Here is a 12232-nt window from a genome sequence, read left to right as displayed (position 1 = left end):
TAGCAAGAAGTGGACGATGCCAATACGGGACTGGAAAGCGGCACTGAACCGCTTCGCCATCCAGTTTGAAGACCGGGTACCGCAGACTTAAACGAAAAACCGTTTACACAGAATTCAGTACACCCCCGCCCGTGATGGTTGACGGGCACGGCGATTAATTCAACACCCTGTTAAAGCATTCATCTTTTTCCTTAAAAAATAGTGCGCCAGATTAGCAAACGAACAAACGTGCAATGCTGGCATGAAATCTTCCTTTTCACAATCATCCGGCAGACCTATACCTGCGCTTATGCCTGTGAAGCATATTTATATAGCGTAATATTCGCAGCGGTATTGCGCAAAACGCCCCCATAGTACTGTACAGTGCTTGCCCTTTCGCCCCGGGCTGGAGCAGCAATTACTTGTAGTAAAGTTCTCATGCTCTCTGCAGTCTCGAATAAAACCAAGATAAGGCCCCTTCATGGTAATTAACATCATTCTGAACCTGCTCGTTGCGTTGATCGTCTTCGCCTTCATGTTCCAGCAGCAACGCAAACACGCGACATTTACGGTGCGCGTCTTCACCGGCCTGGGCCTGGGCGTGCTACTGGGCGCGGCAGCGCAAGCTCTGTATGGCGCCGGCTCGCCCATCATCGCGGGCACCAATGAATACATCGACATCGTCGGCAGCGGCTATGTGAAGCTGCTGCAAATGATCATCATGCCGCTGATCATGGTCTCCATCATTTCTGCCATCCTGAAACTCAAGGACGCCAGTTCCCTGGGCAAGATCAGCGCGCTGACCATCGGCACCCTCTTGATCACCACCATGATCGCCGCCGCGCTGGGCATTTTGATGGCCAAGCTGTTCGGCCTGACGGCCGTAGGCCTGACGTCAAGCGCGGCCGAAGTGGCGCGCGGCGTGCAGTTGCAAGGGTCGCTGGAAACGGCGAAAGCTCTGTCGCTGCCCAAACTGCTGGTCAGCTTCGTGCCGACCAACCCCTTCCTCGACATGACGGGCGCGCGCAAGACATCGACCATCGCCGTGGTGGTATTTTCCATCTTCATCGGTATTTCGGCCACGGGCATCGCCGCGAAAAAGCCGGAAATCTTCGCTTCCTTCGAAAGCTTCATGAAAGTGGCGCACGCCATCGTCATGCGCATGGTCACCCTGGTGCTGCGCCTGACGCCGTATGGCGTGTTCGCGCTGATGTTTGAAGTGGTGGCCTCGTCGAGCTACACGGACATCTTGAAACTGATCAACTTCGTCGTCGCCTCGTACAGCGCGCTGACCTTGATGTTCCTGGTGCACCTGGCCATCATCGCCGGCGTCGGCCTGAACCCGCTGCGCTTCGTGAAAAAAGTCTTCCCCGTGCTGGCTTTCGCCTTCACCTCGCGCACCAGCGCCGGTTCGATCCCGATGAGCGTGCAGACGCAAACCCAGCGCCTGGGTACGCCGGAAGGCATCGCCAACTTCGCCGCTTCGTTCGGCTCGACCATCGGCCAGAATGGCTGCGCCGGCATCTATCCGGCCATGCTGGCCGTCATGATCGCCCCTACCGTCGGCGTCGATCCGTTCACCGTCAGCTTCCTGCTGCCCTTGCTCGCCATCATCACCATCGGTTCCGTCGGCGTGGCCGGCGTGGGCGGCGGCGCCACGTTTGCTGCCCTGATCGTGCTGTCGGCCATGGACTTGCCCGTCGCCCTGGCCGGCTTGCTGATCTCCGTCGAACCGCTGATCGACATGGGCCGCACGGCCCTGAACGTGAGCGGCTCGATCACGGCCGGCACCGTCACCAGCCGGGTCATGGGACAGACCGACCTGGCCGTCTACAACAGCGACGACGCGCCCGACCTGGACGAAGCGGAACATACCGCCTAAGTAGCTATCCACCGGCGCGCCACGCCTTGCCGCTTTCCTCTATATTTATTCACAATCAATACAGAGAAAGGCGCAAGGCGATGGAACAGAAATGGCCGCAGCAAATCTGGATCGTGCGTCACGGCCAAAGCGAGGGCAACGTGGCGCGCGATGCCGCCGAAGCGGAAAAACAGTTATTGATCGCCATCGCCGAGCGCGATGTCGACGTCCCCCTCTCAGAACTTGGCGCGCGCCAGGCACAAGCCCTGGGCGACTGGTTCGCCACCCTTCCCCCCGAACAACAACCGACCGTCGTGCTGTACTCGCCTTACGTGCGGGCGCAGCAGACGGCGCAAGCCGTGCTGGCGCGGCTTGCTGCGGACAGCCTCGCTTCCGTGGTGGCCGACGAACGCCTGCGAGAAAAGGAATTCGGCATCCTCGACCGCCTGACCGCGCACGGCATCGCCAGCAAGTACCCGGAACTGCACGAGCAGCGCCAGCATGTGGGCAAATTTTATTTCCGCCCGCCAGGTGGCGAAAGGTGGTGCGACGTCATCCTGCGCCTGCGCAGCGTGCTCGACACCATTACCCGCGAATATCGGGGCTAAAGGGTGCTGATTGTCGGCCACCAGGTCATCGTCAATTGCTTGCGCTACCTGCTGGAACGCTGCGACGAGCACGCCATCCTGGCCATCGACCAGGCGGCCGACGTGCCCAACTGCGGCGTCACCTCCTACGCCTTCAACCCCGCCCTGGGCAGGCACGGCAAGCTGCAGCTGGACCTGTGCAACTTCGTCGCCCCGCTGGAAGCGGCCGGCACCCCCGTCACGGCCCAGTCCGACATGCCGGCCGCGCCGAAATCCTGATACTTCGTGGGCATGCATGGACGCCATCGACAGCACGCCTTCCCTGCTCCTGGCGGCATAAAAACAACAGCATAAGCATATCCAGAAAGAATCGTTAACGCCTACCGCCACCACCCTTCAGCTCATGGCAACTGTTTCCGTACTAACACTGTTTGAGCCCAAAGGACACCGCCGTGTATCCGCGCCACTTCTATCTTGTATCTGCCACCACCGGCAGCGCCAATGAAACGGCCACCGCCAGCATCGACCAGGTCACCGTCGTCGGCTCGCGCGCGCGCAACCGCAGCGTCTTCGACAGCAGCGTGCCCATCGACCGCTTCGGCACGCGCGAAGCGAGCAATGCGCTGTCGACCGGTGACGTGGGCGCGGCCCTACAAAACCTGTCGCCCTCGATCAACTTCCCCCGCATCGAGTCAAGCGGCGCATCGGACTCCGTGCGCGGCATCCAGTTGCGGGGACTGGCGCCCGACCAGGTGCTGGTGCTGATCAACGGCAAGCGCTGCCACACGAGCGCCGTGCTCGACACGGAAAGCAGCTTTGCCGGCACCGTGCCGGCCGACATCAACGCCCTTCCACCGAACGCCATCGACCACATCGAAATCCTGCGCGACGGCGCCGGTGCCCAGTACGGCAGCGACGCCGTGGCAGGCGTGATCAACATCGTGCTGAAAAAAGCCCGCACGGGGGGCGCCGCCTCCGTCAGCTAGGGCGCCAACCACAGGCATTTCGACCCGACCGCATCTCGGACCTGACGCACCAGATTCCCGACTACGACATCTGGCTGGGCGCCTACCGCTTGTACCAGGCAGCCAATTACTGGCCGCAAGGCACGGTGTTTGTTTCCGTCATCGATCCGGGCGTGGGGACCAACCGCAAGTCGGTGGTGCTGAAAACCAAGGGTGGACGCTACTTCATGGCGCCGGACAATGGCCTGTTCACCCTGATCGCCGAGCGCGACGGCGTGGCCGAACTGCGCGAAATCGATGAAAAGGTCAACCGCCTGGCTGACTCCGTCGAGTCGTACACCTTCCATGGCCGCGACGTGTACGCGTATGTGGGTGCGCGTCTGGCCTCGGGCGCCATCAGCTATAAACAGGTGGGCCCGCAATTGCCGAGCGAATCCATGGTCAAGATTGCCTATCAAAAACCTGTGCGCGATGGCAATACCATCCGTGGCATCGTGCCCGTGCTCGACGTCAAGTATGGCAATGTGTGGACGAATATCCCGAAATCCCTGCTCGACGAATTGCAGGTAAAACTGCATGACACGCTACAAGTGCGCATTTTGCACAAGGGCAAGCAAGTGACCAAGGTCACGGCGCCATTCGAGCACACGTTTGGCGGCGTCGCCAAGGGCAAACCCCTGGTCTACCTGAACAGCCTGCTCGACGTGGCCGTGGCCATCAGTCAGGGTGACTTTGCCGCCAAACACCACGTCGCCTCGGGGGTGGATTGGGAAGTGGAAGTGAGCAAGGCTCTTGCCGCCAAATAAACCCTTCGTTCGCGGCCAGGGCGTCCTGCCCTGGCCCATCTGGCCAACTCCCTTGCGGGTTTGCGCTAGGTCAAGCCCTACGCTCTGCTCGCCCAACACGCCGGCCACCTCCAGCAATCCCGATGACACCACCACGGCGCAGCGCAAGCTGGCCTTGGCCCGGTATTACTTTTGCAGGCTGACCGACACCGCTTTCGGCGCGCGGCGTCCCATCAGGAACAGCACGGCCTTTTTCAGCATGCGGTAGACGAAGCGCACCAGCAGCAAGGTCAGTATGCACTCGATCAGCGTCAATATCATGGCCACGGCCACGGGCATGCGCGTGGCGCGGCGGTGGAACTTGGCTACGGCGCCATCGCGGGAGATTTCGATGCTGTCATAGAAGGTCGGCACGACCAGCAGGGTCAAAATCGTCGAGGTGATGGTGCCGCCGATGATGGCGATCGCCAATGGACGGTAGAACTCGCCGCCCTCGCCCAGGCCCAGCGCCACGGGGAACATGCCGGCGATCAGCGCAAACGTCGTCATCAGGATGGGACGCAGACGCATGCGGCCCGCATACATCAGCGCGTCTTCGCGGCCATGGCCCTCTTCCTCGCGCTTGCGCGCCGCATCCAGCAGCAGGATGGCGTTCTTGGCGACCAGGCCCATCAGCATGATGATGCCGATAAAGCTCATCAGGTTGAGGGTATTGTTGGTGATCACCAGCGCCACCACCACGCCGATCAGACTCAGCGGCAAGGACATCATCACGGCCACCGGCGCGGTAAATGAACCAAACTGCATCACCAGGATCAAATACATCAAGCCGATACCCATCACCAGCGCAATCAGCATTTCCGTGAACAGCTCTTGCTGGTCCTGGCCGGCGCCTCCGAGCGCCAGACCGTAGCCGGGCGGGAAGTCGATGGAATTGGCCAGTTTCATGGCGTCGCTCGTCACTTCACCGTTCGAACGGCCTTGCGCATTGGCCGACACGGTAATCGTGCGCTTGCCATTCTTGTGCTCGATGCCGGACGGGCCCTTGCCCATGGTAATGGTGGCGATCTGGTCGAGCGGCACCATTTGTGAGGTGCCCGTCACGCTGATCGGCAGGCGCTCGATGTTTTCCGATGCCACGCGGTCATCGGGATGCAGGCGCACGGCCACGTCGCGCGTTTCGCCCGTCGGATCGACCCAGTCGCCCACTTCCACGCCGGCGAACGCCACGCGCAGCGATTGCGCCGCATCATTGACGGAAATGCCCATCGAGTTGGCCAGGCCACGGTTGAGCTCAATCTGCAGCTCGTTCTTCGGGTCCTGCTCGGACAGGCCCACGTCGACGGCACCGGGAATGGCGCGCAGCTTGTCCATGTAGGCGTTGGTTATTTCCATGAGTTTACGCGAATCCGGACCCGTGAATTCCACCTGGATCGGTTTTTGCGAACCATTGCTCAAGTCATCCTGCACCACGTATTCGGCGCCCACCAGGCGCGACATCTTTTCGCGCAGTTCTACCGCGATTTCCTTGGCCGAACGCTTGCGGGTGTTGCGCTTGCCGATGTCGACATACACTCTTCCGCCACCCGCATTGATGGAGCTGTTGGTATCCTTGGTTTCAGGCAAGGTCCGCGCCAGCACGGCCGCCGCTTCCAGTTTCAAACGCGAATACTCGATGCTGCTCGACGATGGCGTGCGCACATTGATCATCAGATTGCCTGAATCGGATGCCGGCAGGAAACTCGTGCCGCCATGCGTGTAGTGCAGGGCGATGGCGCCCACCAGGCTGCCGAAGGCGATCACGGCCATCCAGCGGCGGTGATGCAGGGCCCAGGCGATCACGCGGCCGTAGCGGTCCGCCTGATGGTCGAACCAGTGGTTGAATTTCTCCAGCACGCGGCCGATACCCTTTTTCGGTGCCGAGTGTTCGTCGACCGGGTCGCCCCAGTAGGCCGACAGCATGGGATCGAGCGTAAACGAGATACCCAGGCTGACCAGCACCGAACACGTCACCGTCAAGGCAAACGGACGGAACCATTCGCCGGAAATACCGGGCATGAAGGCCACGGGAATGAAGACGGCGATGATGGAAAAGGTCGTGGCGGCCACGGCCATGCCGATCTCGGCCGTGCCTTCCAGCGCGGCCGTGCGGCGGTCCTTGCCCATCTGCATGTGGCGCACGATGTTTTCGCGCACCACGATGGCGTCATCGATCAGTACGCCGATGGCCAGCGACAGGCCCAGCAGGGTCATGAAGTTCAGGGTAAAGCCGCACAACCACACGGCAATGAAGGCGGCAATCACGGACGTTGGCAGGCTCAGCGCCGTGATCAGGGTCGAACGCCAGGAGTTCAAGAAAGCGTAGACGACAAAAATTGTCAGCACGGCGCCCAGCACCAGCGATTCGATCACATTGTTCAGGCTATGCTGGGCGTTTTCGCCGCCGTCGCGCGTCACTTGCAAGATCGTGCCTTTCGGCAAGGTCTTGTTGATTTCCGCCACCATGTCGCGGATCTTGTTGGCCACGCTGACGGTGGAGGCGTCGCGCACGCGGGTGATCGACATGCCCACGTTGGGCTTGCCGCTGCGCATGCTCAGGCTGTTGACTTCGGCAAAGCCATCCTCGATGGTCGCTACTTGCGCCAGGCGCACGATTTCCTCGCCGCGGCGCTTGATCACCACTTTCTCGAAGTCGGCTGGCGACTCGATGCGCCCCACCAGGCGGATGCTTTTCTCGTCCAGGGTGCCGCGCACCTTGCCCACCGGGGCATTCGTGTTCTGGTTGCGCAGGGCGGTCACGACGTCGCTGACGGAAACGTTATATTCACGCAACTTTTCCGCCCGCAGCAGCACGGACAGTTCGCGCTTGAGCGAACCGCCCACATTGACCAGCGCCACGCCATCGACGGTGCGGAAGCGGTCCGACAGCACGTCTTCGGCCAGGCGCGAAATTTCCGCGTGGCTTTGCGTATTCGACGACAGGGCCAGCTGCATGATCGGTTCGGCGGCTGGGTCGATGCGCTGCAAGATAGGTTCGCGCATTTCCGTCGGCAACTTGTAGCGCACGGCGGCAATCGCATTGCGGATATTGTCGGACGCCTCGATCAAATTGGTATTGAAGGAAAACTTCAGGAAGATGCTGGCCGAACCTTCATTCGAGTCGCTGTTGACTTCGGTTACGCCGGAAATGCTTTGCAAGGATTTTTCCAGGCGGTTCACCACTTCGCGCTCGACCGTATCGGGCGATGCGCCAGGGTAAGGAATGCTGACGACGATGAAGGGCACTTCGACGTCCGGGTTCTGGTTGACGCGCAGTTTCTTGAGCGCCAGCAAACCGACGCACATCATTGCCAGGATCAGGACGATGGTGGCGGTGGGCCGCTTGATACTGAAATCGGAAAGGAACATGGCTTAGTTTCCTTTACCGGCAACGGCGGTGCTGCTGCTGGCCATGGCGGCCGCTGGCACGGTCTTGCCGGCCGTCAATTCCACGTTCTGTCCATCCTTGAAGGTCGAGCCCGGCGTGCGCAGCACGGTGTCGCCGCTGGCCAGGCCGCTTTGCACTTCCCACTGGCCCGTGCGCACGTCGCGCGCGCCGATGCGCAGTGTGACTTTATGCAAAGCCTTGTCCTTGACTCTCCACGTGTACGTGACGTCGCCCGCCTTCACCAGGGCCGAGTCCGGTATCATCAGCGCGCTGATGCTGTCCGTCTCGATGCGCCCTTCCGCGTACAGGCCGGCCACGCGCGGTTGTTCCTTGTCGTTGAAATCGACCAGCACGGCCACCTGGCGCGTGACGGCATTGGCGGCAGGATCGACGCGCCGCACCTTGCCCGAGAAATCCTGGCCTGGATAACCATTGATGCGGAACAGCACGGGCTGGCCCACCTTGACGATGCCGATCTTGTCGGCCGACACCAGGCCTTCCAGGCGCATGCTGGTCGGATCGATGACCTTGATCAATTCCTTGCCAATTTGCGCCGTATCGCCATTCGACACCTTGCGCTCGCTCACGATGCCGTCGAACGGCGCGCGCACAAGAGTGCGCTGCAACTGCTGGCGCGCCTGGGCAGCGCGGCTTTTCGCGGCGGACAAATCGCTTTGCGCATTGTTGCGGCGAATCTCCGCGTCTTCCAGCGCCTGCGTCGACGTCATGCCCGAGGCGCGCAGGGTTTTCATGCGCTGGAACATGCGTTCGGACTGCTCCAGCACCTGGCTGGAGGCGCGAGTGGCTTCCTCGGCCGAATTGAGGCTGTCGCGGATGGAGGTTTCGTCCAGGCGCACCAGCACGTCACCCCGTTTGACGACTTCGCCGTTTTCCTTCATGACCTGGATCACCACGGCCGACACTTCGGCACGCAAGTCCGCGTTGCGCTCGGGCTGCACGGAACCGGTGATGACGGGACCCGACGCCAGCGCATTGCTTTGTATGGTCAGCAGGTCTTCCGGGGAGACCAGCAATTTGACGGCGGCGCCCGCCTGTTCCTTGGCGCCCTTGCCTGCGCCTTTGCCAGGATCTTTGGACTCTTTGCCGCAGGCGGCCAGGGCAGAAGCAATTGCCAGAACAAACAGGGTTTTGCGCAACATGGGTAATTCTCCGGATAGATAGGACCACGACCGTCCCGGTGGCCCGGATAGGGTTGCAGGCGATAGCAGGCATTTATTTTTATTAAAACCACAAGCGCCAAAGTATCCATGAGCGTGTCCGGGCATGTCAATCGGCGCTTTCCTGTAATGCTTTAATCAATGGATGAAACGTAGTTTTTACGCCCTGAAACGCAAAACCCCGCCGTGAAGCGGGGTTTTGCGTTTCAGGGGGAAAGGACGCTTAGCGGGCAAAAACGGTGTTGACCAGGAAACCGATGGCCACGCCCGTGCACAGGCCACCGGCGATTTCCACCAGGGTATGGCCCATGCGCTCGCGCAAGGTCCTGTGCGCGGCGCTGGCAGCTTCCCCGGCCAGGCGGTTGATGGCTGCCGCCTGCTTGCCCACGTGCTGGCGCAGGCTGTTGGCGTCGATGATGACGATGAAGGCCAATGTCACGGCCACGCCGAAGGCTGGGTGGCCTATGCCTTCGCGCAGGGCAATCAAGGTGGCCATGCTGGAAACGACGGCGCTGTGGTTGCTGGGAAAGCCGCCATTGCCGACCAGGCCGAACGCCCATTGCCGCGTGCGGACACTGTTGATCAGGAATTTGATCGGTCCGACCAGGATCCAGGCGATCAGGGGCGTGACGAGGTAAGCGATATCCACGGGTATTCCTTCTTATATGTCTGTAAAGTGTGCAAGAAACTGCGGCCGCCAGATGGGCGCGCCGCAATTATCGCAGATCATCCGCGCCAGCAGAACTGTCTGTCGTCAGCCTATAAAACACCGGCCCCGGCGGCAACTAATATAAAATCATGGCATATACAACAATTGACGTATATCAACACAGAGTGCGGCGCGCACAGCGGCACGGATAATCAAACGTCTTTCACACTTGCAACGGGGTACTCATGCGGCATTTCAGAATTTCCTTTTTCGTCACTTTTATCCTGATGGCAGTGTCGGGCTGGTGGGGTTACAGCCATGGCGGCATGCCGGGCATGATCCAGGCGCTGTGGATCACCGGCGTGCTGGGCGTCATGGAAGTGTCGCTGTCGTTTGACAATGCCGTGGTGAATGCCTCGGTCTTGCGTCACTGGAATGCCTTCTGGCAAAAACTGTTCTTGACCGTGGGTATCCTCGTGGCCGTCTTCGGCATGCGGCTGCTGTTCCCGCTGGTCATCGTTTCCGTCGCCACGGGCTTGGGCCTGGTCGATGTATGGACCATGGCCACCACCACGCCGGACGTGTATGCCAAGCACCTGACGGACAACCATGCGCAAGTGGCGGCCTTCGGCGGCGCCTTTTTGCTGCTGGTGTTCCTGAACTTCCTGTTCGACGACGAGAAGGAATTGCACTGGCTGGGCTGGGCCGAGGAAAAAGTCAACGCGCTGGGCACCGAAGGCCTGGCCGTGCTGATCACCATGGGCGCCGTGGCCGCCTGCGTGGCGATGGGCCCTGCGGAAGAAAAATACAACGTGCTCGCTTCGGGCGTCGTCGGTATCGCCGTCTACATCGGCGTGAACTGGATCAGCGGCTTGCTGGAAGAAGGCGAACCGGACTTGCAGGATGACGCAGAAGAAGGTGCCGCACCGGCGAAAAACGGCAATGGCAACCTGGTGAAAACGGTGGCGCGCGGCAGCATCGGCGGCTTCCTGTACCTGGAAGTGCTGGATGCCTCGTTCAGCTTTGACGGCGTCATCGGCGCCTTTGCCATCACCAACGACGTCGTCATCATCATGCTGGGCCTGGCCATCGGCGCCATGTTCGTGCGCTCGATGACGGTCTTCCTGGTGCACAAGGGCACCCTGGACGAATTCGTCTACCTGGAGCACGGCGCCCATTATGCAATCGGCATCCTGGCCTTGATCATGCTTGCGTCCGTCAAGTACCATATTCCGGAGTGGTTCACGGGCCTGTCGGGCGTGGCCTTCATCCTGGTCTCGCTGTGGTCGTCCTTGCGTTATCGCAAACGGCATGCGGCACAAGCTTGAAATCGGGGGTTCTGCCCCCAATTGAGAGAGTAATGGCACGAGCGCCTTGCGCTCATCCCATGCAGGCATGTTTGAGTTATTTATTAAAAAGGAGCACCACATGGCAATCAGTTTGCAAAAAGGCGGCAACGTCAACCTGAGCAAGGAAGCACCGAACCTGAAGAAGATCATCCTCGGCCTCGGCTGGGATCCTCGTTCCACGGACGGCGCCACCTTCGACCTTGACGGCAGCGCTTTCCTCCTGAAAAACGACGGCAAAGTCCGTGGCGACTCTGACTTTATCTTCTACAACAACCTGAAGTCGACCGACGGTTCCGTCGTCCACACGGGCGACAACACCACGGGCGAAGGCGAAGGCGACGATGAGCGCATCGAAATCGACCTGACCCGCGTGCCGGCAGATATCGACCGCATCAGCATCACCGTGACGATTCACGACGCCGACGCGCGGCGCCAGAACTTCGGCATGGTTTCGAAAGCCTTCATCCGCTGCCTGAACGCGGAAGGCGAAAAAGAAATCGCCCGCTACGACCTGTCCGAAGACAGCTCGACGGAAACGGCGATGATCTTTGGCGAAATCTACCGCTACAACGGCGAATGGAAGTTCAAGGCGATCGGCCAGGGCTTCAACGGCGGCTTGGGCCCTCTGGCCCGCTCGTTCGGTGTGAATGCCTAAACGTTTTATGCGCTAAACACAGCCGCCTGGACGTACTCAGGCGGCTTTTTTTTGGAGATTTATCATGCCAGTATTTAGTGTCACCGGCGACGTCGATCCATTCCTGCACGTCAGCATGAAACAGGGCGAAACCATCTATTGCGAATCCGATGCGATGGTGATGATGGAAACGGCGCTGGACTTGAAAGGCAAGATGACGGGCGGCTTGGGCAGCGCCATCATGCGCCGCTTCGCGAACGGCGAATCGTTCTTCCAGCAGCACATTGAAGCGGTGCGCGGCAGCGGCGACTGCCTCCTCTCGCCTACCCTGCCAGGCGCCATCGAAGTGGTCGACGTGGGCGCGCGCCAGTACCTGCTCAACGATGGTGCCTTTGTCGCCGCCACTGCGGGCACGGAAATGAAAGTGCGCACACAAAGTCTGGGCAACGCATTGTTCGCCCAGTCGGGCGGCTTCTTCGTCATGGAGACGGCCGGCACGGGGCAGGTGGTGGTGTCGGGCTTCGGCTCCATGTTCCAGCTCGACGTCGAGCCGGGCAAGGATGTCGTGATCGACAATTCCCACGTGGTCTGCTGGGACAATAGCCTGAAATACGAGATTTCCGTGACCACGGGCGGCGGCGCCAGCGGCGGCATCGGCGGTTTCCTCGGTAATATCGTCAACAGCGTGACCAGCGGCGAAGGCATCGTGCTGCGCTTTTCCGGTTCGGGCAAGGTGTTTATTTGCTCGCGCAACCGCGATGCATTTTTAAAATGGACGGCCAGCGGCAAGGCCGGCTAGTCCCCTCCCTCTAAGGCCA

General features: G+C 60.6%; 11 protein-coding genes. 8 read left to right on the top strand and 3 right to left on the bottom strand.

Annotated features, from left to right (window positions below; genetic code table 11):
* The first annotated feature begins 460 nt into the window (after positions 1–460).
* From CSZ94_RS21730 to CSZ94_RS21715, 5 genes are all read left to right on the top strand, one after another.
* Positions 461–1861 (top strand): L-cystine transporter, encoded by a 1401-nt coding sequence (locus CSZ94_RS21730; protein WP_102123433.1) that lies wholly within the window; start codon positions 461–463, stop codon positions 1859–1861.
* Positions 1862–1941: 80 nt separating this feature from the next.
* Positions 1942–2448 (top strand): histidine phosphatase family protein, encoded by a 507-nt coding sequence (locus CSZ94_RS21725; RefSeq protein WP_308410591.1) that lies wholly within the window; start codon positions 1942–1944, stop codon positions 2446–2448.
* Between the two features lie 3 nt (positions 2449–2451).
* Positions 2452–2706, top strand: a complete 255-nt coding sequence (locus tag CSZ94_RS29225; RefSeq protein ID WP_308410590.1) for a hypothetical protein — start codon at positions 2452–2454, stop codon at positions 2704–2706.
* Between the two features lie 173 nt (positions 2707–2879).
* A complete protein-coding gene (locus CSZ94_RS21720; RefSeq protein ID WP_258001137.1) occupies positions 2880–3413 on the top strand; it encodes a TonB-dependent receptor plug domain-containing protein in 534 nt (177 codons plus the stop codon).
* Between the two features lie 32 nt (positions 3414–3445).
* A complete protein-coding gene (locus CSZ94_RS21715) occupies positions 3446–4198 on the top strand; it encodes an SAM hydrolase/SAM-dependent halogenase family protein (protein WP_102123432.1) in 753 nt (250 codons plus the stop codon).
* A 165-nt stretch (positions 4199–4363) separates the two neighbouring features.
* Here CSZ94_RS21715 and CSZ94_RS21710 read toward each other — a convergent pair whose 3' ends face one another.
* From CSZ94_RS21710 to CSZ94_RS21700, 3 genes are all read right to left on the bottom strand, one after another.
* Complete coding sequence (locus tag CSZ94_RS21710) at positions 4364–7585, bottom strand: efflux RND transporter permease subunit (RefSeq protein WP_102123431.1); 3222 nt, start codon at positions 7583–7585, stop codon at positions 4364–4366.
* A gap of 3 nt (positions 7586–7588) precedes the next feature.
* On the bottom strand, positions 7589–8764 hold the full coding sequence (locus tag CSZ94_RS21705; RefSeq protein WP_102123430.1) for an efflux RND transporter periplasmic adaptor subunit: 1176 nt from the start codon (positions 8762–8764) through the stop codon (positions 7589–7591).
* 241 nt (positions 8765–9005) lie between these two features.
* Positions 9006–9431 carry a divergent PAP2 family protein gene (locus tag CSZ94_RS21700; RefSeq protein WP_102123429.1) on the bottom strand — a complete coding sequence of 142 codons (426 nt, stop codon included), beginning with the start codon at positions 9429–9431 and terminating at the stop codon, positions 9006–9008.
* Positions 9432–9676: 245 nt separating this feature from the next.
* Here CSZ94_RS21700 and CSZ94_RS21695 point away from each other — a divergent pair, with 245 nt between their 5' ends.
* The 3 genes from CSZ94_RS21695 (at position 9677) to CSZ94_RS21685 (ending at position 12213) form a co-directional block, all read left to right on the top strand.
* Entirely contained in the window at positions 9677–10759 is a 1083-nt protein-coding gene (locus CSZ94_RS21695) for a DUF475 domain-containing protein (protein WP_102123428.1), read from the top strand.
* Positions 10760–10859: 100 nt separating this feature from the next.
* The gene (locus tag CSZ94_RS21690; RefSeq protein WP_102123427.1) at positions 10860–11435 is read left to right on the top strand and encodes a TerD family protein; all 576 of its coding nucleotides are present in this window, start codon (positions 10860–10862) and stop codon (positions 11433–11435) included.
* A 64-nt stretch (positions 11436–11499) separates the two neighbouring features.
* Complete coding sequence (locus CSZ94_RS21685; protein WP_102123426.1) at positions 11500–12213, top strand: TIGR00266 family protein; 714 nt, start codon at positions 11500–11502, stop codon at positions 12211–12213.
* Positions 12214–12232 lie beyond the last annotated feature (19 nt).

Source organism: Janthinobacterium sp. ROICE36, from assembly GCF_002869965.1.
Classification (GTDB): Bacteria; Pseudomonadota; Gammaproteobacteria; order Burkholderiales; family Burkholderiaceae_D; genus Janthinobacterium.
The sequence above is the reverse complement of the archived record's forward strand: the minus strand, read 5'-3'. Positions and strand labels throughout refer to the sequence as shown.